The organism is Novosphingobium sp. FKTRR1 (assembly GCF_020404405.1).
GTDB lineage: Bacteria > Pseudomonadota > Alphaproteobacteria > Sphingomonadales > Sphingomonadaceae > Novosphingobium.
Map to the genome: position 1 here is coordinate 192,578 of NZ_JAIZDA010000002.1, position 20,378 is coordinate 212,955.

The following is a 20,378-nucleotide window of genomic DNA, read 5'->3' on the forward strand; positions in this document are numbered from 1 at the left end:
CTGCTCGGCGCATAATTCGCGCTTACGTAAACGTCAACCGACTCAAGAGGCAATCGTCTTGCGCCGGTGTGGTTGCCCGACGGGTCGTAACCCGCCGGGCCGCCCTCTCCAACTCATTCAAGTTCAAGAATGATCGCGTCAACCGCCAGGCTTTCCCCGGCTTTTGCATTCACCGCCTTGATCTTGCCCGACTTTTCGGCGCGCAAAATGTTTTCCATTTTCATTGCTTCTACCACTGCCAGCGGCTGCCCGGCCTCAACCGCATCGCCTTCCCTGACGTGCAGCGCCACCAGCAGGCCCGGCATCGGGCAGATCAGGTACTTCGAAAGATCGGGCGGGATCTTTTCGATCATGTGTCGGGTCAGCCCGGCCAGCCGCGCTTCGAGCACCTGAACGGTGTGAATCGCGCCGCGCGTGGTCAGCTTGAACCCGGCGCGAAACAAGTCGACCTTGACGCTGAGCGGCTTGCCGTCGACTTCGGCGTGCACCATCCGGTCGCCGGGGGTGTATTCCATCGCCAAGCCGATGACCGCGCCATCGACGCTGACCTCGTCCTCCGACAGTTCCACTTGATAGGTCACGTCATCGATCTTGACCGCCCAATCGGACGGTGGCCGCAATCTGCCACCAAGCTGGTCGTCGATGCGCCGCGCCCGGTCGGCCCGCGCGGTGGCGAGGAACCCGGCGATGGCCGCCAGCGTGCGCTTCAACTCGTCAGAGGTGGCCGCGCCATGGAATCCTTCGGGATATTCCTCGGCAATGAAGCCGGTGGTCAGGTTGCCCGAACGGAAGCGCGGGTGCTGCATGATCGCGCTGACGAAATCGATGTTGTGGCCCAGCCCCTCGATCTCGAACGCGTCGAGCGCCTCGACCTGCTTGTCGGCGGCCTCGTCGCGCGTGGCACCCCAGGTGATCAGCTTGGCGATCATCGGGTCATAGAACATGCTGACTTCGCCGCCTTCATAGACGCCATCGTCCACCCGCACGCCATCGACGCCACGGCGACCGTTCTCGGCGCCATCGTCTTCCCAGCCATCGACCGGCGGCTGATAGCGGATCAGACGCCCGGTGGAGGGCAGGAAGCCGCGATAGGGGTCTTCGGCATAGACGCGGTTCTCGATCGCCCAGCCGTCGATCTTCACGTCGTCCTGCGTGAAGGCCAGTTTCTCGCCATAGGCGACGCGGATCATCTGTTCGACCAGATCGATGCCGGTGATCGCTTCGGTAACCGGGTGTTCCACCTGCAGACGGGTGTTCATTTCAAGGAAATAGAACGATTCGCCGCTGGGGTCCGCGCCCGAGACGATCAGTTCGACCGTGCCCGCCGAGTAATAGCCGACTGCGCGGCTGAGCGCGACGCACTGCTCGCCCATCGCCTTGCGCATCTTGGGCGTGACGAACGGCGAAGGCGCTTCTTCGACCACCTTCTGGTGGCGGCGCTGGATGCTGCATTCACGCTCGTTGAGGTAGAGGATGTTGCCGTGCTTGTCGCCGAGGATCTGAATCTCGATGTGGCGCGGGTTGAGGATGAACTTCTCGATGAACACGCGGTCATCGCCGAACGAGTTCAGCCCCTCGCGCTTCACGGCTTCAAAGCCTTCGCGCACGTCCTTTTCGGTGTAGGCAAGGCGCATGCCCTTGCCGCCGCCGCCGGCCGAGGCTTTCATCATCACCGGATAGCCGATCTCGTCCGAGATGCGCACGGCATGCTCGGTATCCTCGATCTCGCCGACGAAACCAGGGACAACGTTGACGCCCGCAGCCTTGGCCAGCTTCTTCGATTCGATCTTGTCGCCCATCGCGGCGATGGCGTTCACGGGGGGGCCGATGAAAGCGATGTTCTCGGCGGCCAAGGCTTCGGCAAACGAGGTGCGTTCGGACAGGAAGCCATAGCCGGGATGGACCGCTTCGGCCCCGGTCTGCTTGCAGGCCGCGATGATCTTGTCCGCGATCAGGTACGACTGCGCGGCGGGCGAGGGGCCGATATGCACCGCCTCATCCGCCATCTGCACGAAGGGCGCACGCGCATCGGCGTCAGAATAGACCGCCACGGTCTTGATGCCCATCCGGCGCGCGGTCTTGATCACGCGGCAGGCAATTTCGCCACGGTTGGCGATGAGGATTTTCTTGAACATCAGTTCACCTTATCTCGAAAGCGCATACCAAAGGCTCACCACAAGCGTGCTCGGCCCAATGTAAAGTTCAGCCAAAACTTGAGCGGTTCGTCTCGTCGATGACTGCGGCCACCGTCAGAGCCCTGCAACACGCCGAGCCACAGAGCCTGAGTCAATTTCAGGCCCATGCCTATCGACCAGACCCAAGCGACGACTTTCCAACCATCCAGCTCGCTTCCAGTCATATGAACGGCCGCCAAAATTGACCGTCACCCTGAACTTGTTTCAGGGTCCATCTTTCGGCAAACACGGAGCCATGCGGGACGAGCGCCAGCCTTGCGTCTACATCCTTGCGAGCCAGCCGCGTGGGACGCTCTACATCGGCGTCACGTCCAACCTCATCGCGCGCTTGTGGCAGCACCGCGAAGGGACGACACCCGGCTTCACCAGCAAACACGGCGTCAACCGGCTGGTCTACTTCGAACGGTTCGACCACATGGAACCGGCGATCCTGCGCGAGAAGCAGCTCAAGCGATGGCACCGCCAATGGAAGATCAACCTGATCGAAAGCGCCAACCCAGATTGGCATGACCTTGCCCCGGGGCTTGGGCTTGGCCCGATTGCTCCGCGCAGGCCGAGCCATGGACCCTGAAACAAGTTCAGGGTGACGGATTGAGGAGTGGGCCGTCACTCCGCCGCGTCCAGTTCGCTGCCCAGTGGCGGCATGTTGTGACCAAGCAGACGCAGCATGTCGGCTGCGCATTCCACCACGTTCGAACCCGGGCCATAGATGCCCTGCACCCCGGCTTCGCGCAGGAAATCATAGTCCTGCGGCGGGATCACGCCGCCGGCCACGACCTTGATGTCGGGGCGACCTGCGGCCTTGAGGTGGCCGATCAGTTCGGGGACCAGCGTCTTGTGCCCGGCGGCCAGCGACGAAGCGCCAACCGCATCGACGCCGTTGTCGAGCGCCAGCTTGGCTGCTTCCTCGGGCGTCTGGAACAAAGGCCCGCTGGTAACGTCAAAGCCCATGTCGCTGAACGCGCTGGCGATGACATTGGCACCACGATCGTGGCCATCCTGCCCCATCTTGGCCACCAGCATGCGCGGGCGGCGGCCAAGGCGGCGGGTCACGGCCTCGACGCCATCCAGCACCTGCTGATAGCGCGAGTCGCCAGCATAGGCCGCGCCATAGATGCCCTTGACCGGAGTGGGGAAGGTGCCGTGGCGGCCGAATACCGCCTCCATCGCGTCCGAGATTTCACCCAGCGTTGCGCGCTGGCGGGCCGCTTCGACCGCGAGTTCGAGCAGGTTTCCGGTGCCTTTGGCACCTTCGGTCAGCGCGGCCAGCGCAGCGCGGCACTTGGCCTCGTCACGGTTTTCGCGCACCCACTTCAGCCGTGCAATCTGGCCCTGACGGACCTTGTCGTTGTCGACTTCCAGTGTTTCGAGCAGGTCTTCGCTGGCAAGACGGTACTTGTTGACGCCGACGATCACGTCATCGCCCTTGTCCACCCGCGCTTGCCGTCCGGCAGCGGCTTCCTCGATCATCGCCTTGGGCCAGCCAGCCGCCACGGCCTTGGCCATGCCGCCATCAGCCTCGACGCGCTCGATGATTTCCCACGCCTTGTCGACCAGTTCCTGAGTCAGCGCCTCGATGTAGTACGACCCGCCCAGCGGATCGACCACCTTGGTCATGCCGGTTTCTTCCTGGATCACGATCTGGGTGTTGCGGGCGATGCGCGCGGAAAAGTCGGTCGGCAGCGCGATGGCTTCGTCGAGCGCGTTGGTGTGGAGCGACTGCGTGCCGCCCAGCATCGCCGCCATCGCCTCGATCGTGGTGCGGATCACGTTGTTGTAGGGGTCTTGCTCCTGCAGCGACACGCCCGAAGTCTGGCAGTGAGTGCGCAGCATCTTGGAGCGTTCGTCCTGCGCACCCAGATTGGTCATCACGCGGTGCCACAGCACGCGCGCGGCGCGCAGCTTGGCCACTTCCATGAAGAAGTTCATGCCGATGGCGAAGAAGAAGCTCAGCCGCCCGGCGAACTTGTCGATATCGAGGCCCGAGGCCACGCCGTACTTCACGTATTCCTGACCATCGGCGATGGTGAAGGCCAGTTCCTGAACCTGCGTCGCGCCCGCTTCCTGCATGTGATAGCCGGAAATCGAGATCGAGTTGAACTTGGGCATCTCGCGGCTGGTGTAGCCGAAGATGTCCGAGATGATCCGCATGCTGGGTTCGGGCGGGTAGATATAGGTGTTGCGGACCATGAACTCCTTGAGGATGTCGTTCTGGATGGTCCCGTCGAGCAGCTTGCGATCGACACCCTGCTCCTCGCCCGCCACGATGAAGAACGCGAGGATCGGGATAACCGCGCCGTTCATGGTCATCGACACGCTCATCTGATCGAGCGGAATCCCGTCGAACAGGATCTTCATGTCCTCGACGCTGTCGATCGCCACGCCCGCCTTGCCGACATCGCCGACCACGCGCGGGTGGTCGCTGTCATAGCCGCGGTGCGTGGCGAGGTCGAAAGCGACCGACAGACCCTTCTGCCCCGCAGCCAGATTGCGGCGGTAGAAGGCGTTCGATTCCTCGGCGGTGGAGAACCCGGCGTACTGGCGGATGGTCCAGGGGCGCCCGGCATACATGCTGGCGCGCACCCCGCGCGTGAACGGCGCATAGCCCGGCAGGCCGGGGTCAACGGTCACGTCCTCTGCGGTGTAAAGCGGCTTCACGGCAATGCCTTCGGGCGTGTGCCAGGTCAGGTCTTTACCTTTGACCTCCTTGGCCGCCGCTTTCTGCCAGTCTTCCAGATTCGCCATGCTTCACCTCTTTGCCCTCCCCCCATCAGGGGTGAGGATGCGAAGGTCGGGCGCGATTGCGCCTGACCGAAGTTGGAGAGAGGCCTTGGGCGCTGCCTTGCGCGAGCCCCGCTCCCGACCCTCCTCCCCCTGACGGGGAGAGGGCTTTGAATTCAATGCGCGCCCTTGGGCGTTTCCATGATTTCGGTCAGTTGCCCGCCCATGTCCTTGGGGTGGACGAAGAAGATCAGGGTGCCGTGGGCGCCGATGCGCGGCTCGCCCAATACCTTCTTGCCCTTGGCCTCGAACCAGGCCTTGGCTTCATGAATGTCGGGCACTTCGTAGCAAATGTGGTGCTGACCCCCGAGCGGGTTCTTCTGGAGCCACTTGCCCACCGCGCTGTCGGCCACAGTAGGTTGCAACAGCTCGATCTGGGTGCCTGCGGTCCCGTTCTCACCCGGCGTGTTGACGAAGCACACCCGCACCTGCTGGCTTTCCAGCACGAACGGTTCGGTGATGTCCTGCGCGCCCATCACATCGCGATAATAGGCGATCGCGGCATCGAGATCTGGCGTGGCGACGCCGATGTGGTTGAGCCTTCCCAGTTTCATCTCAGACCCTTTCGATGACCATGGCGATACCCTGCCCGCCGCCGATGCACATGGTGATCAGGCCATAAGTGCCGCCGGTGCGGTGCAGTTCGTAGGCAGTCTTGATCGTCAGGATCGCGCCGGTTGCGCCGATGGGATGGCCCAGCGAAATGCCCGAGCCGTTGGGGTTGGTCTTGGCCGGATCGAAGCCCAGTTCCTTGGCCACGCCGCATGCCTGCGCCGCGAACGCCTCGTTGCTCTCGATCACGTCGATCTGGTCGAGTGTCAGCCCTGCCCGCTTGAGCGCGATTGGCACGGCCTTGACCGGGCCCAACCCCATCACGTTGGGTTCGACCCCCGCATGGCCCCACGCAAGGATCCTGGCGAGCGGCTTCAACCCGTGTTCGGCCACCGCCTTGCCGCTGGCCAGCACGACCGCGCCGGCGCCATCGTTGATGCCGCTGGCGTTGCCGGCGGTGACGCTGCCGTCCTTCTTGAACACCGGACGCAGGCCCGCCATCGCCTCGACGCTGGCATCGGCGCGGACGTGTTCGTCGGTGTCGAACACGGTTACACCCTTGCGGGTCTTGACCTCCACAGGAACGATCTGGTCCTTGAAGTACCCGGCGGCAATGGCGGCGGCGGCGCGCTTGTGGCTTTCCACGGCCAGCGCATCCTGCGCTTCGCGGGTGATATCCAGCCGCTCAGCGATGTTCTCGGCGGTCACGCCCATGTGGATGTTCTCGAACGGATCGTGCAGCGCGCCCAGCATGGCGTCCATCAGCACCTGATCGCCCATCTTCTGCCCGTTGCGCGCGGTCAGGATCATGTGCGGCGCGTTCGACATGACTTCGGCGCCGCCGCCGATGGCGATGTCCTGTTCGCCCAGCGCAATGCCCTGCGCCGCCGAGATGATCGCCTGAAGGCCCGACCCGCACAGCCGGTTGACGTTCATCGCTGGCGCCTCGATCGGAATGCCCGCGTTCACCGCAGCCACGCGGCTGACATAGGCGTCCTTGGGCTGCGTCGGTACCACGGTCCCGATCACCACGTTCTCGACCTTGTCCGCGCTGATCCCGGCGCGGGCGATCGCCTCCTTGATCACGATGGTGCCAAGGTCGGCCGGGCGGAACGAAGCCAGCGAGCCGCCGAACGTGCCGATGGCCGTGCGCGCGCCTGAAACGATGAAAATGTCGGTCATGACCTGTCCTTGCGACCCGCTTACAGCGGAATGTTGTCGTGCTTCTTCCACGGGTTTTCGAGGCTCTTGTTGCGCAGCTTGCGCAAGCCCAGCGCGATGCGGCGGCGGGTCGAGTGCGGGTGGATCACCTCATCGACAAAGCCCTTGCTGGCCGCCACGAACGGATTGGCGAAGCGGTCCTCGTATTCCTTGGTCTTGACCGCCTGTTCTTCGGTGGAAAGGCCGCGGAAGATGATCTCCACCGCGCCCTTCGCGCCCATCACCGCGATTTCGGCGGTCGGCCAGGCGTAGTTGAGGTCGCCGCGCAAGTGTTTCGACGCCATCACGTCGTAGGCGCCGCCATAGGCCTTGCGCGTAATCACGGTGATCTTGGGCACGGTCGCCTCGGCATAGGCGAACAGCAGCTTGGCGCCGTGCTTGATGATGCCGTTGTGCTCTTGCGCGGTGCCCGGCAGGAAGCCCGGCACATCGACGAAGGTCACGATCGGGATCTCGAACGCATCGCAGAAGCGCACGAACCGCGCCGCCTTCTTGGAACTGTTGATGTCGAGCACGCCTGCCAGCACCAGCGGCTGGTTGGCGACGATGCCCACGGTCTTGCCCTCGATCCGGCCAAAGCCGATCAGGATGTTGCCAGCATGCTTGGGCTGAATTTCGAAGAAATCGCCCTCGTCCACCACCTTGCGGATGACTTCGTGCATGTCATAGGGCTGCGCGGCCGACGCCGGGATCAGCGTGTCGAGGCTCGGCTCCAGCCGGTCCCACGCATCGCTGGTGGGCCGTTCGGGCACGCCCGACTGGTTGGACAGCGGCAGGTAGTCGAAGAATTCGCGCGCCAGCAGCAGCGCCTCGATATCGTTTTCGCACGCCAGATCGGCAACCGAGGTCTTGGTGGTGTGCGTAACCGCGCCGCCCAGTTCCTCTTGCGTGACGACCTCGTTGGTCACCGTCTTGACCACGTCGGGACCGGTGACGAACATGTAGCTGCTGTCCTTCACCATGAAGATGAAGTCGGTCATCGCAGGCGAATAGACCGCACCGCCAGCGCAAGGCCCCATGATGAGGCTGAGCTGTGGCACCACGCCGCTGGCGTTGACGTTGCGCTGGAAGATTTCGGCATAGCCGCCAAGGCTGGCCACGCCTTCCTGAATGCGCGCGCCACCGCTGTCGTTCAACCCGATCACCGGCGCACCGACCTTTAGCGCGGTGTCCATGATCTTGCAGATCTTCATCGCGTGGCGTTCCGAAACGGCGCCGCCGAACACGGTGAAATCCTGCGAAAAGACAAAGACCAGACGGCCGTTGATGGTGCCGCTGCCGGTGACCACGCCATCGCCGGGGATGGTGGTTTCGGGCATCCCGAAATCGACGCAATTGTGCTCGACATAGGCATCGACTTCTTCGAAGCTGCCTTCATCGAGCAGCACTTCGAGCCGTTCGCGCGCGGTCAGTTTGCCCTTGGCATGCTGCGCATCGATGCGGCGCTGGCCGCCACCCATATGCGCCGCCTCACGACGCTTTTCCATCTCGGCAATGTTTGCGGACATCCTGTCGCCCTTTTTCGCCCCAAGCGGGGTCATAACTGCCCTGCACTGGCTTAACACACCGGGCCTGTCCAATGTTAATCTGCAAATTTGCAAACCTCAACTTTGCAAACTAGACTGCAGAATATGGCGACCCGACGGATCTTTGCAGGTGAAACGTTGCGCGCGCTGCGCCAGCGGCGCGCGCTGCGCCAGGCCGAGATGGCGCAAGTGTTGGGGATCAGCGCGTCGTACCTCTCGCAGCTCGAAAACGACGAACGGCACCTGACGCCGACACTGACCGATGCGCTCCATGCCGCCTTCCCCCTCGACTGGGCCGATCTAGCCCCGCAAGCCGCCGACGATGCCGCCGAAGCGTTGCGCGCCGCGTTGGCCGATCCGCTGGTCGACGCCAGCCTGCCGGGCGAACAAGTGGAGCGGCTGGCGCGGCAATTTCCGGCTTTCGCCCGCGCGTTCGTGGCGCTGCACGAACAGCACGCGCGCAGCCGCCAGCGGCTGGAAATGCTCGACGAGGCGATCGGCGCGAACCTTGCCGCAGGCGGCCGCCTGCCGTGGGAGGAAGTGCGCGACTGGTTCCATCTGGCCAACAACTACGTCGATCTGGTCGACCGCGGCGCCGAGGCGCTGGCCGAACAGATTGCCGGTAGCGAAGCCTCGCCTCGCGTCCGTTCGATGCAGGCCTGGCTGCGTGCCAATGGTGTCCGTGTGGACTGGGTCAGCGGCGGCCCGATGCGCCATTACAACGCCGACACGCGGCGGCTGCAGCTCGATTCGGCCCAGCCGATCGAGTCCGGCCGGTTCCAGTTGGCTTATCAGGTGGCCGCACTGGCGCTGTCCGACCAGATCGCCGCCATCGTGGCACAAGCGCCGCTGCAGACCGATGCGGCGCGCCACCTGCTGACGGTGGGGCTGGGCAACTACGCCGCTGGCGCGCTGCTGATGCCGTACGAGCGCTTTCGCACCGCTGCGCGCGGCCTGCGCCACGATATCGACCGGTTGCGCCAGCAGTTCCACACCAGCTTCGAGCAATGCTGCCACCGTCTGTCGACGCTGCAACGCCCGCAGGCGCGCGGGGTGCCGGTGTTCTTTTGTCGCGTGGACATGGCCGGGAACATCACCAAGCGCCATTCCGCCACGCGGCTGCAGTTCGGCCGCTATGGCGGGGCCTGCCCCTTGTGGGTGGTACACGAGGCCGTCGCCATCCCCGACCGCATCCACGTGCAACTGGCCGAAATGCCCGACGGCGTGCGCTATGTCTCGATCGCCAAGGGCTTGGTCAAGCCGTCGGGCAGCTACTACCGCCCGCCGCGCCGCTATGCCGTGGCGTTGGGGTGCGAGGCCGCGCTGGCCGACGAATTCGTCTATGCCGACGCGCTCAACCTGAAAAGCGATGAAGCGGTGGCGCGAATCGGGGCCTCGTGCCGCATCTGCCCGCGCGACTCGTGCGACCAGCGCGCTTTTCCGCCCAGCGACAAGGCAATCGACGTCGATCCGAGCCAGCGCGATCTCGTCCCCTACCAGATCGTCGAGCGTTGAATTGTCCAGCGCTGCCAGTTTGCCGGGGAAGATCAAAGGGAAACCGCGAATCCGACTGCCCTTTGTGACATTTGCAACCAATGCGTACAATTTCGCACTTGCAAAACATCATGGTGCGATGCACAAAGGTGACGCCTTTCAGGCATCCTCTCCCAAACTTTCCGGGCCGGTCCATTGGATCGGCCCTTTTTTTGTGTCCGCTGGCACGATACCGCCGGGACCATGACACAAGACACCATCGCTCCATCCCCCACAGGTCCGCTTGCGGGCCTTCGCGTGCTCGATCTGTCGCGGGTGCTGGCCGGGCCGTGGTGTTCGCAGATCATGGGCGATCTGGGGGCCGAGGTGATCAAGGTCGAACAGCCGGGACAAGGCGACGATACCCGCCGCTGGGGTCCGCCGTTCCTTGACGACGGGTCGAACGATTCGGCCTATTACTTGTGCGCCAACCGCAACAAGCGCTCGATCGCGATCGATATCGCCCAGCCCGAGGGCGCCGCGCTGGTGCGCCGCATGGCCGCAGACGCCGACATCGTGATCGAGAACTTCCGCGTCGGCGCGCTGGCCAAGTACGGCCTCGACTACGCTGCTCTTTCGGCGATCAATCCGGCGCTGATCTATTGCTCGATCACCGGCTTCGGCCAGACCGGACCGATGAAGGACACCGGCGGCTACGACTTTCTGGTGCAGGGAATGAGCGGATTGATGAGCGTGACCGGCCGCCCCGATGGCGAACCGGGCGCGGGGCCGCTCAAGGTCGGTCTGCCGGTGAGCGACCTGCAGACCGGCCTTTACGCTGCGATCAGCGTGCTCGCCGCGCTCAACCACCGCCACCGCACCGGAGAGGGTCAGCACATCGACCTTGCCCTGCTCGACGCGCAAGTGGCGCTGCTGGCCAACCAGTCATCGGGCTGGCTCAACGGTGGCGTTGCGCCGGTTAGGCTGGGCAACCAGCACGCCGCCGTGGTGCCGTATCAGGACTTCGCCTGCGCCGATGGCGATGTGCTGGTGGCGCTTGGCAACGATCGCCAGTTCCGCCAGTTCATGACGTTGCTGGACCGCGCCGATCTGGCGACCGATCCGCGCTTCGCAACAAGCCCGTTGCGCAGCGCCAACCGTGCGGTGCTGCTGGCCGAGATGGGTGCCACGATCGCGCAATGGCAGGCCGCCGACCTGATCGCGGCGATGCAGGCCGCGGGGCTTCCGGGGGGCAAGGTCAATTCCATCCCCGAAGCGCTGGCGCACCCGCAGATCGCCGCGCGCGAACTGATCCACACCCTTCCCCGGCAGGATGGCACCGAGGTCGGCTTCACCGGCTTTCCGGCCAAGCTCTCGGCCAGCCCCGCCAGTTACCGCCACGCCCCGCCGCGTTCGGGCGAGGATACCCGCGCGGTGCTGGGCGATGTGCTGGGGCTTGATGAGGCCGAGATCGAGCGCTTGCTGGCAGGCGGCGTGGTGGCCGACCGGTTGTAAGCTTCAGGGCCCGAATTTCAGGGCCCGAATTTCAGGCCCGCGTTTCAGGACGAAGGCTTGCTCGCTACCCTGATCGCTGCCGCCAGCGCTGCCGCCAGCACGCAACCGGCAGCGCAGGCCAGCAGCAGGCGCGGCATCCCGGCGTCGAGCGCGGTCTGCTTCGTTGCTTCCAGTGCCAGACCGGCGGTGACGATGGCGGGGAACGTGTTCGACAGGTTCATGATCCCCAGCAGCCGCCCGCGTGACGGAGAAAGGGCAACCATTTCAGCCACGAACGCGGCCTCGACCGAAAAGAACGCGGCGAGCGACAAGTGGAACAACGCAAAGCCCGCCGCCAGTACCGGCCAGTCGGGCGCCAGCGCCATTCCCGCCAGCGCGGCAGCGGCAGTCAGCGCGCTCGCGATCAGCAGCTTGCGCCGATCCGCCAGCAGGTCCGAGACATGGCCGATGACGACGGCCCCGCCGCATGCCGCCAGTCCGGCTCCCAGCGAGAGCCAGCCGACGACCGCATCGGCCCGAAACCCGCGCATGACCATCGCCCCATGGAGCAGATAGGCCACATAGGAATAAAGGTAGTTGGTCAGCAGGACCGCGCCCAGTTGCAGCAGAAACCGCGACCCCCATGCCAGTGCGATGTTGCGGACGGGAAGAGGCGCGGGGTGAGACGCAGACGCAGGCAGGGGCACATATCCAGCTGGAATCGCGCGCCGCTCAACGGTGCCGAACGGCCACAACACCAGCAAGGGCAGGACGCAGCCGACGATGAGCGCAGCGGTCGCCACGAACCCGCTCAGCCCGTCGGTCGGCGCGGCCCACGCGATCAGGGCGACCGAGCCGCTGGCAATCGGCTGCCCGCAATTGAGCAGGCCCGCGATGCGGCCCTTGCGGTTGTCGGGAATGTGGTCGGCAATCAGCGCGCCGATCGGTGCGAACAGCAGATTGACCGCGATCTGGAACGCGATCACGCCCGTTGCCAGCACCATGGGCGCATGCGCCAGCGCCAGCAGTACATAGCTGGCCATCAGGCAGGCCAACCCTGCGCCGATCGCCTGACGCCGGTTGCCGGTGCGCGCCAAGGCGCGGTCGCTGGCATGACCAGCGGCGATATTGGCCAGACTGGCGGTGATCCCGCCGACCAGTACCAGCGCGCTGAGCAAGTGCTCGCCGCCGCCACCGGGCAGGCCAAGCGCCACCACCCGGCGCGGCAACAGCAGCACCAGAAACGGCATGAACGAGATATTGGCGCCGATATAGGCGAGCACATAAAGCGCTTCGCCCGGCACCAATCGGCGATCCGGCTTCACAGCGCTAGGCGCGCGGCGCGGCGGTGCTGGCGCGCACGACGAATTCGTAGGGCAGTTCGAAGGCGCCAAGCCCTTCTTCGCCACGGCTGATGGCGATCAACTGGGCGCAGGCCTTGCCGATCATCGCTGCGGTCGGCTGGCGAATGGCGGTGAGCGGTGGCACGCTGAGCCGCACAGCAGGCGTGTCCTCGAAGCTGACGACCGACAGATCGTCGGGCACACGCAAGCCGCGACTGGCGGCGACGTGCAGCGCGGCAAAGGCCATCTTGTCGTTGTCGGCGATGATCGCGGTCGGTGGTTCGGGTGAATCGAGCATCGCTTCGAGCACGCCGACCGCCATGTCGAAATAGAAATTGCCCGCGCCGACCTGGCCCGCCGCAGGAGGCAGACCGGCCTCGTCCAGCGCCGCCTCGAACGCACTGCGGCGCTGTTGCGATGGCCCGTAACTGGGCGGCCCGGCGAGGAAGCCGATGCGCCGGTGACCAAGCGCCAGCAGGTGCGCGGTCACTTCGCGCATCGCTCCGGCATCGTCCATGAACACATCGACATGCGCCCCGCCTTCGCGATGGCCAAGCCGCGCGCTGGCAATGCCCTGCCGCTCGAACCAGCCGACCAGCGCGGGGTTGTCGCAATGGGGTGGGGTCAGGATCACGCCGTCGGGACGCAACGAGCCGACCACTCGGGAAATCTGCGGGATGGTGGAATCGCTGTCGGTGTCGATGAGTTCGAGCACGATGTGATAGGAATGGCGCTCGCACTCGCTCATCCCGCCGTACAGCATCTGATCGACCCAGTCGTTGCCCCGGCCCGATTGCCAGTTCTCGAATGTTCGCGCCCGGTCGTTGATCGACAGGATCAGATAGGACCGCGCACCCCCCATGCGTCGCGCCGAGATGTTGGGGACATAGCCCAGCCGCTCGACGATCGCCTCGATCCGCTGGCGCACGGCGGGCTTCACGTTGGGGCCGTTGTTGATCACGCGCGATACCGTCTGACGCGACACCCCGGCGGCCGCAGCGACATCCTCGATCGTGACTTTTACGCGCTTCTGCATCGTATCCCCTTTGGGCACGGTTATTCACGGAACCTTGCTGCACCACAAGAACTTTGGGAACGCTCACAAAATGAATTGTGAACGTTCATAATTGGCGCTATCGGCATTCCAGCAGGATGATTCGCCCCACCAGTGGGCAACATGGGAGAACGTGATGGAGGGGCATGGCAGCCGCTGGCGGATGGTACGCGGATCGTTGCTGCGCCATCTTTGCCTTGCCGCCCTGGCACTGCCGGGCGTGGCCCCAGCACTGGCTCAGGCTCAGGCCGTCGCGCCCACCGCGGCCACCACAAGCGGAACTGTGCCGTCCTTGGCCAATCCGGCGCTCGAGCGCCGCATCACCGAACTGCTCGGGCGCATGTCGATCGCGCACAAGGTGGCGCAACTGGTCGAGCCCGACATCGGCGCGATCACCCCTGACGACATGCGCCGCTATCGCTTTGGCACCATCCTGAACGGCGGCAACAGTGGTCCGGGCGGCAATGACAAGGCGCTGGCTCCGGCATGGTTGGCGCTGGCCGACGCCATGTACCGCGCAGGGACTGAGCCGCTGCCTGATGGCGAGCCGGTGATCCCACCGTTCTGGGGCACCGATGCGGTCCACGGCCACAACAACATCATCGGCGCCACGTTGTTCCCGCACAATGTCGCGCTGGGCGCGGCGCGCGACCCCGACCTTGTGCGGCGGATCGGTGCCGCCACCGCGGTCGAGATCGCCACCACCGGCATCGACTGGGCGTTCGCGCCGACGCTGGCGGTGGTGACCGACACGCGCTGGGGCCGCTCGTACGAAGGCTATTCGGAAGATCCAGACATCGTCACCGCGCTGGGCGTGGCCGAAGTCGAGGGCCTGCAGGGCATTCCCGGAACCCCCACCTTCCTTGACCAGCATCACGTGCTGGCCAGCATCAAGCACTTCCTTGCCGACGGCGGCACCGGCGGTGTCGATCAGGGTGACACCCGCGGCGACCTGAACACGATCATCGCCACCCACGGCAAGGCCTATGGTCCCGCCATCAGGGCTGGTGCGCAGACGGTCATGGCGTCGTTCTCGGGCATCAATGGCGAGAAGATGCATGGCAACCGTGCCCTGCTGACCGGCCTGCTGCGCGAGAAGCTCGGCTTTGACGGCCTGCTGGTGGGCGACTGGAACGCGCATGGTCAGGTGCCGGGCTGCAGCAACACCGATTGCCCCAAGTCGTTGCTCGCCGGGCTCGACGTGTTCATGGTCCCCAACGACTGGCGCGGCCTGTACGACACGCTGCTGCGGCAGGTGAACGACGGCACGATCCCGCTGACCCGGCTGGACGAGGCGGTCGGTCGCATCTTGCGGGTGAAGCTGCGCGATGGCCTGTTCGACAAGCCTGCCCCTGCCGCGCGCGAGCTGGCCGGGCACTGGGACCAGCTCGGATCTCCCGCCCACCGCGCCTTGGCGCGCGAGGCAGTGGCCAAGTCGCTGGTACTGCTCAAGAACGATGGCGTGCTGCCGATCCGCGCATCGGCCCATATCGCGATTGCCGGCCGCGCCGCCGATCAGATCGCACAGAGCGCCGGAGGCTGGACGATCACCTGGCAGGGCGGCGGCGATCTGACCAACCGCGAGTTTCCGGGCGCCACCTCGATCCAGGCCGGCCTTGTCGCCGCGATGCAGGCGGGCGGTGGCAGCGCCACGCCGACCATCGATGGAACCTTCACGGCCAAGCCCGACGCCGCGATCGTGGTGTTCGGCGAACAGCCTTATGCCGAATTCGTCGGCGACCGTCCCGACCACGCCCTGCACGATGAGGAAGGGCTGGCACTGCTGCGCAAGTTCAAGGCGGCGCATGTGCCGACCGTCGCCGTGCTGCTGTCGGGCCGCCCGCTGTGGATGAACCGCGAACTGGCCACCGCCGACGCGTTTGTCGCCGCATGGCTGCCGGGCAGCGAAGGCGCCGGGCTGGCCGACGTGCTGATCGGCGACGCCAAGGGCAAGCCGCGTCAGGACTTTACCGGACGGCTGGGTTTCCGCTGGCCCGCACTGTGCGACACCAACCAGAAGGCGTTGTTCCCGCTGGGCTTTGGCGGCAGCTATGCCCACCGCCCGGCCCCGCTGCCAATGCTTGACCAGACTTGTGCGGCGCTGACCGCAAGCGCCGCCGGGACGGTCGAGATCTTCCACAAGCGTCTGGCGGGCGGTGTCGAGGCTGCAATCCGCGAAGGCACCGAGGAAGTGCCCTTGCACGGTTTTGTCGGCACAGGCCCGCACGACGCCTTGCGCGTGCTCGGTTTCGATTACGCCGCGCAGGAAGACGCCCGCCAGTTGATCTGGAAGAGCGCGGCCGAACTGCGCTTCACCTGGCCCGTCGCCGCAAACCCCACCAAGGGCAGCGGCCCGGCCGAAATCGTGCTGCGCTACACCATCGATCAGGCACCGCACGGCAAAGTCGTGCTGCGCGGCGATTGCGCGGACTGCGGCACCGGCGTCGATCTGGTGCCGACGCTGACCGCAGCGGCCGGGCGCGGATGGCAGAACGTGCGCATTCCGCTCGCCTGCCTTGGCGGCAACACAAGCGGCGGGATGAGTCTGGCGGTCGATGGACCGCTGGAGATGAAGATCGCCACCATCGAACTGCGCCCGGGCGGGCAGGCAGGAAGCTGCACCGGGCCGCAATAGGCCCGGCGCACAAGGCAAGTAGCCAAGAACAATGGTTTTTTGACAGGAGGGTGTTCATGAGGACCAATTTCAAGACAGCAACGTCGCTGGCGGGTATCGCCATCGCACTGGCTTGCGGCCCCACGGTCGCGCAGGCCCAGGTCGCATCGACCGCAGCAGCCCCGGCCGAGGAAACCGACGCAATCGTCGTCACCGGCCTGCGCAAGTCGCTTGCCGATTCGGTCAACATCAAGCGCAACACGCAAGGCGTGGTCGATGCGATCACGTCCGAAGACATCGGCAAGCTGCCCGATACCAACCTTGCTGAATCGATCCAGCGCATCCCCGGCGTGTCGATCGACCGTGCCAACAACGAAGGTTCGCGCGTGACGGTTCGTGGCTTCGGCCCCGAATTCAACCTCGTCACGCTCAACGGCCGTTCGATGCCGGGCAGCGGCGTCAACGGCACGCGCTCGTTCGACTTCGCCAACATCTCGGCAGACGGCGTTTCGGGCATCGACGTGTTCAAGACCGGTCGCGCCGACGTGGCGTCGGGTGGCATCGGCTCGACGATCGACATCCACACCGCACGTCCGTTCGACTTCAAGGACTTCAAGGCCTCGCTGCAAGCCAAGGCGACCGACGACACCTCGAAGTCGGGCTTCCACCTGACCCCGGAAGTGTCGGGTCTGGTCAGCAACACCTTCGCCGATGGTCGCATCGGGCTGCTGCTCAACGGTTCGTACTCCGAGCGCGACAGTCAGTTGCAGTCGGCCTACACGCGCGGCTGGCTCGACAACGTCGATCTGGGCACCGCCAAGGTCGTCAACAACAACAAGAACCCCTCGGGCAACTACTGGGCACCGCAGGACGCCAACTGGGCGGTCGAAAACCACCACCGCACCCGCCTGAACGGTCAGGCCGTGCTGCAGTTCAAGCCGACCGACACGCTCGTCGGCACGATCGACTACACGTATGCCCTGTACAAGGACCACGCGCTCAAGAACAGCTTCGGCGCATGGTTCGGCTATGGCGGCAGCCTGACCAGCGCCACGATCGACGGCAACGGCACGATGACCAACCTGGTCGATGCCGGGTCCGACCTTTCGTACACCGGCACTGCCGACAACCAGCGCAACGAGCTGAGCTCGCTCGGCGGCAACCTCAAGTGGCAGCCGCTCGACAACCTGACGATCGTTGCCGACGGCCACCATTCGGTCAACACCTCGACCGACGACGCGCAATTCTACATCGTCGGGCAGGACCAGAACTACTCGATCGACAAGATCTTCGATTCGACCAAGACCGGTATCCCGACCACGACGTGGACCTTCAAGTCCCCGCACAACGTCGGCAATCTCGACACCTCGTTGATCACGCCGCTGTTCGGCCAGCACAACTTCAACCGCCAGCGCACCGCTGTGGATGAAGGACGTCTCGAAACCGAATGGCGCAACAACGGCGACAGCGGGCTGCGCGCGATCAAGGTCGGCGTCGATTACAAGAGCACGCAGACTGCGTTCACCGTCTATAACAGCGGCAACATCTCGAACGGGTATTACGACCCCCGGCTCGATGGCAAGCTGCCGTCCTCGCTGTTCACCAAGGTCAGCTCCTCGTCGATCCTCAGCGGTCTGTCGGGCGGCGGCAAGGACATTCTGGTCCCCTACTTCTACAGCTTCGACCCGCTCGCCGTGTCGCAGGCGCTGGCCGGACTGCCCAACTACAACGGCACCGGTCCCGCTCCTTCGTATCCGGCTGGCTACGGTTATGGCACCGTGCCGACCACCGACAACCTGATCAAGGAACGCACCTTCGCCGGTTATGCGCAGTTGCAGTTCGATGGCGAATTCAACTCGATGCGCTTCAAGGCGCAGGCGGGCGTGCGCTACGAACACACCAGCGTCACCGCAGCCAGCCTGCAGCAAACGCCGGTTTCGGTCACCTGGAACAATCCGACCGAGTTCCAGACCCAGTTCCAGCCCGGCGCGCAAGTCTATACCGTCAAGAAGTCGTATGACGACTTCCTGCCGAGCATCGACGCCAGCCTGCAGATCACCTCGAAGCTGATCGCCCGCGCATCGTACAGCAAGACGATCACGCGGTCCGACCTGAACTCACTGGTGTCGACCCAGGTGGTCAATGCCAACCCGCACGTGGGCAACCGCACGATTTCGGCGGGCAACCCTGGCCTCCTGCCCTACACCTCGCAGAACTTCGACCTGACGTTCGAATACTACATCAAGAACAACAGCTACTTCTCGGTGAACTTTTTCACCAAGCAGGTGTCGAACTTCCTGACGCAGACCACCACCACCACCACGCTGCCGGGTCTGACCGACGCCTCGCTGGGCGCCATCGCCCAGAAGGCGACAGCCGAAGTGCTGGCCGCAGGTCAGCAGGCATCTGCGCAAAACGTCTTTGCGCAGATGGTGGCCGATACCGGCAAGTCAGCGTTCGTCGGCCAGCCGGGCGACCCGCTGATCGTCTGGCAGATCACCCAGCCGAGCAACGCCAACACGGTCAACATCCATGGCTTCGAAATCGCAGGCCAATATGTGTTCGGCGATACCGGGTTCGGGGTGCAGGCCAACGTGTCGTTGCCCGCAGGCGGAGCGCGCTACAACAACGCCCAGACCGGTATCCAGTTCGCGCTGCCCGGCCTGAGCAAGTCGTACAACCTCGTCGCCTTCTACGAAAAGCACGGCTTCCAGACCCGTCTGGCATGGACCCATCGCGGTGCATTCCTGTCGGCGCTCTCGCAGCCGCTCTACGCCAACGAGCCGACCTATACCGCCTCGTATGGCCAGCTTGACGGCAGCGCCAGCTATGACGTGACGCCGCAGGCAACCGTGTTCGTCGATGCGGTCAACATCCTGGGTGCGCACCAGAACCAGTACGGGCGCTACTCGAACCAGTTCGTCTTTGCCGCCAAGGGCTATGGACGATACCAGGCCGGTCTGCGCGTCAAGTTCTGACGCGCCACGCCTGAACCTGACCGGAGCCGCCGCTTCCCTCCCTCCTCCCTCGAAGGATGAGGCGGCTCCGGACTTGGTTGAAGTTCCAGTTCAGACTTGCGATCGGGAGAGGAGGTCGCGCAGATGGGCCGCGTTGCCTCGGGTCAGATCGCCCAACACGCCGCGCGCGGGCACCGGCAGGTGCTCGGCAGCCGGGCCATTGGCCTCGAACACCAGGTTGTCGAACACCACCTTCCAGCTATCGCGCTGGCCCTTGGGCAAGTCGCGCAGGCTCAGCAGGGCATGGAGCAGGGCGGTCATCGGCGAGCCGAACCAGCCCGGCACATCGCGCCACCAGGTGTTGACCATCACGTTCACCGGACCCAGCGATTCGACCCCGTGCCACCACAGCGTGGGAATGTAGATCGCATCCCCCGGCTCCAGCGTGGCGACCAGCGCCTGTTCCTGCGCTTCGCGATAGCGGGGAAAGCGCGCGAAGTCGGGCTCGCGGATGTCGACCAGACTGATCGGCTGTCCGGCCGGGGTCAGGTCGAGCGGACCGACGTACAGATTGGGGAACTGCTCGATCGGGAACAGCGTGAAGCGGCGCCGTCCGGTTACCACGCAGGCGATGTTCTCGACATTGTCGAAGTGCGGCGCGGTCAGCGTATGGTTGCCGATCCACAGCGATTGCAGGAACTGGCTGGCCGAGATGAAGCCGTCGAGCCGGTGCGTTTGGGCAAAGCCCGGGAAGAAGCCCCCCAGCGCCAGCGATCCGGCGAACAGCGCGGTCGGCGCGGGACTCTGCGCCTCATGCCGCAACCGCGCGACGAACTCGGCAAAGCTTGCCTGTTCGTGGCGGTAGTTGAAGGCGGTACAGTCGGGTACATAGAAGAACCGCCCGCGCCATTCAGGATCGCAGGCAAAATAGGGGATGGGCATGCCTGAGGCCGTGGCGACAAGATGGTCGAGCAAGTCATCGGCACTGTCGGCGCCAAGTTTCACCACCGGCCATTCGGAGACCAGTCCTTTCAGGACGGCAGGCCGGGCAGCAGGCTTGATCTCTTCGGCAAATATTTCGGGCGTAACGTGACTGTATTCTGGAATATTCTTCATAATATTCTCGTTCGCGACACATATTTTTCAAAAGCCTATTTGCACTTCAATC

13 protein-coding genes are annotated in these 20,378 nt (G+C 64.7%); 5 read left to right on the plus strand and 8 right to left on the minus strand.

Going from position 1 to position 20,378, the window contains the following annotated elements:
* Positions 1 to 113: 113 nt before the first annotated feature.
* Complete coding sequence (locus LDN95_RS02715) at positions 114 to 2,135, minus strand: acetyl/propionyl/methylcrotonyl-CoA carboxylase subunit alpha (RefSeq protein ID WP_226016085.1); 2,022 nt, start codon at positions 2,133 to 2,135, stop codon at positions 114 to 116.
* A 295-nt stretch (positions 2,136 to 2,430) separates the two neighbouring features.
* Here LDN95_RS02715 and LDN95_RS02720 point away from each other — a divergent pair, with 295 nt between their 5' ends.
* Positions 2,431 to 2,766 (plus strand): GIY-YIG nuclease family protein, encoded by a 336-nt coding sequence (locus tag LDN95_RS02720; protein ID WP_226016086.1) that lies wholly within the window; start codon positions 2,431 to 2,433, stop codon positions 2,764 to 2,766.
* 35 nt (positions 2,767 to 2,801) lie between these two features.
* Here the strand turns inward: LDN95_RS02720 and scpA are convergent, their stop codons facing one another.
* From scpA to LDN95_RS02740, 4 genes are all read right to left on the minus strand, one after another.
* The gene (gene scpA, locus LDN95_RS02725) at positions 2,802 to 4,940 is read right to left on the minus strand and encodes a methylmalonyl-CoA mutase (RefSeq protein ID WP_226016087.1); all 2,139 of its coding nucleotides are present in this window, start codon (positions 4,938 to 4,940) and stop codon (positions 2,802 to 2,804) included.
* A 152-nt stretch (positions 4,941 to 5,092) separates the two neighbouring features.
* Complete coding sequence (gene mce, locus LDN95_RS02730) at positions 5,093 to 5,530, minus strand: methylmalonyl-CoA epimerase (protein WP_226016088.1); 438 nt, start codon at positions 5,528 to 5,530, stop codon at positions 5,093 to 5,095.
* Between the two features lies 1 nt (position 5,531).
* Positions 5,532 to 6,710, minus strand: coding sequence for an acetyl-CoA C-acyltransferase family protein (locus LDN95_RS02735; RefSeq protein ID WP_226016089.1), 1,179 nt, complete (start codon positions 6,708 to 6,710; stop codon positions 5,532 to 5,534).
* A gap of 20 nt (positions 6,711 to 6,730) precedes the next feature.
* The gene (locus LDN95_RS02740; protein WP_226016090.1) at positions 6,731 to 8,257 is read right to left on the minus strand and encodes an acyl-CoA carboxylase subunit beta; all 1,527 of its coding nucleotides are present in this window, start codon (positions 8,255 to 8,257) and stop codon (positions 6,731 to 6,733) included.
* A gap of 123 nt (positions 8,258 to 8,380) precedes the next feature.
* Here LDN95_RS02740 and LDN95_RS02745 point away from each other — a divergent pair, with 123 nt between their 5' ends.
* Positions 8,381 to 9,790, plus strand: a complete 1,410-nt coding sequence (locus tag LDN95_RS02745) for a short-chain fatty acyl-CoA regulator family protein (RefSeq protein WP_226016091.1) — start codon at positions 8,381 to 8,383, stop codon at positions 9,788 to 9,790.
* Between the two features lie 222 nt (positions 9,791 to 10,012).
* On the plus strand, positions 10,013 to 11,263 hold the full coding sequence (locus tag LDN95_RS02750) for a CaiB/BaiF CoA-transferase family protein (protein ID WP_226016092.1): 1,251 nt from the start codon (positions 10,013 to 10,015) through the stop codon (positions 11,261 to 11,263).
* A gap of 44 nt (positions 11,264 to 11,307) precedes the next feature.
* On the opposite strand, the gene LDN95_RS02755 is transcribed toward LDN95_RS02750, so the two are convergent.
* Both LDN95_RS02755 and LDN95_RS02760 read right to left on the minus strand, forming a co-directional pair.
* Positions 11,308 to 12,546: an MFS transporter gene (locus tag LDN95_RS02755; protein ID WP_226016093.1), complete on the minus strand. Its 1,239-nt coding sequence runs from the start codon at positions 12,544 to 12,546 to the stop codon at positions 11,308 to 11,310.
* A gap of 25 nt (positions 12,547 to 12,571) precedes the next feature.
* Entirely contained in the window at positions 12,572 to 13,621 is a 1,050-nt protein-coding gene (locus tag LDN95_RS02760) for a LacI family DNA-binding transcriptional regulator (RefSeq protein WP_226016094.1), read from the minus strand.
* 91 nt (positions 13,622 to 13,712) lie between these two features.
* On the opposite strand from LDN95_RS02760, the gene LDN95_RS02765 reads away from it, so the two are divergent.
* Positions 13,713 to 16,274: a glycoside hydrolase family 3 protein gene (locus tag LDN95_RS02765; RefSeq protein ID WP_226016095.1), complete on the plus strand. Its 2,562-nt coding sequence runs from the start codon at positions 13,713 to 13,715 to the stop codon at positions 16,272 to 16,274.
* A 56-nt stretch (positions 16,275 to 16,330) separates the two neighbouring features.
* On the plus strand, positions 16,331 to 19,231 hold the full coding sequence (locus LDN95_RS02770) for a TonB-dependent receptor (protein ID WP_226016096.1): 2,901 nt from the start codon (positions 16,331 to 16,333) through the stop codon (positions 19,229 to 19,231).
* A 90-nt stretch (positions 19,232 to 19,321) separates the two neighbouring features.
* Here LDN95_RS02770 and LDN95_RS02775 read toward each other — a convergent pair whose 3' ends face one another.
* Positions 19,322 to 20,326, minus strand: a complete 1,005-nt coding sequence (locus LDN95_RS02775; protein WP_226016097.1) for a cupin-like domain-containing protein — start codon at positions 20,324 to 20,326, stop codon at positions 19,322 to 19,324.
* Between the last annotated feature and the right edge of the window lie 52 nt (positions 20,327 to 20,378).

What these genes read in the sequence shown, in the direction of transcription:
- LDN95_RS02760 (WP_226016094.1), bottom strand. Translation starts at nt 13,621, where the DNA reads ATGCAGAAGCGCGTAAAAGTCACGATCGAGGATGTCGCTGCGGCCGCC.
- mce (WP_226016088.1), bottom strand. Translation starts at nt 5,530, where the DNA reads ATGAAACTGGGAAGGCTCAACCACATCGGCGTCGCCACGCCAGATCTC.
- LDN95_RS02745 (WP_226016091.1), top strand. Translation starts at nt 8,381, where the DNA reads ATGGCGACCCGACGGATCTTTGCAGGTGAAACGTTGCGCGCGCTGCGC.
- scpA (WP_226016087.1), bottom strand. Translation starts at nt 4,940, where the DNA reads ATGGCGAATCTGGAAGACTGGCAGAAAGCGGCGGCCAAGGAGGTCAAA.
- LDN95_RS02775 (WP_226016097.1), bottom strand. Translation starts at nt 20,326, where the DNA reads ATGAAGAATATTCCAGAATACAGTCACGTTACGCCCGAAATATTTGCC.
- LDN95_RS02720 (WP_226016086.1), top strand. Translation starts at nt 2,431, where the DNA reads ATGCGGGACGAGCGCCAGCCTTGCGTCTACATCCTTGCGAGCCAGCCG.
- LDN95_RS02770 (WP_226016096.1), top strand. Translation starts at nt 16,331, where the DNA reads ATGAGGACCAATTTCAAGACAGCAACGTCGCTGGCGGGTATCGCCATC.
- LDN95_RS02750 (WP_226016092.1), top strand. Translation starts at nt 10,013, where the DNA reads ATGACACAAGACACCATCGCTCCATCCCCCACAGGTCCGCTTGCGGGC.
- LDN95_RS02735 (WP_226016089.1), bottom strand. Translation starts at nt 6,710, where the DNA reads ATGACCGACATTTTCATCGTTTCAGGCGCGCGCACGGCCATCGGCACG.
- LDN95_RS02740 (WP_226016090.1), bottom strand. Translation starts at nt 8,257, where the DNA reads ATGTCCGCAAACATTGCCGAGATGGAAAAGCGTCGTGAGGCGGCGCAT.
- LDN95_RS02715 (WP_226016085.1), bottom strand. Translation starts at nt 2,135, where the DNA reads ATGTTCAAGAAAATCCTCATCGCCAACCGTGGCGAAATTGCCTGCCGC.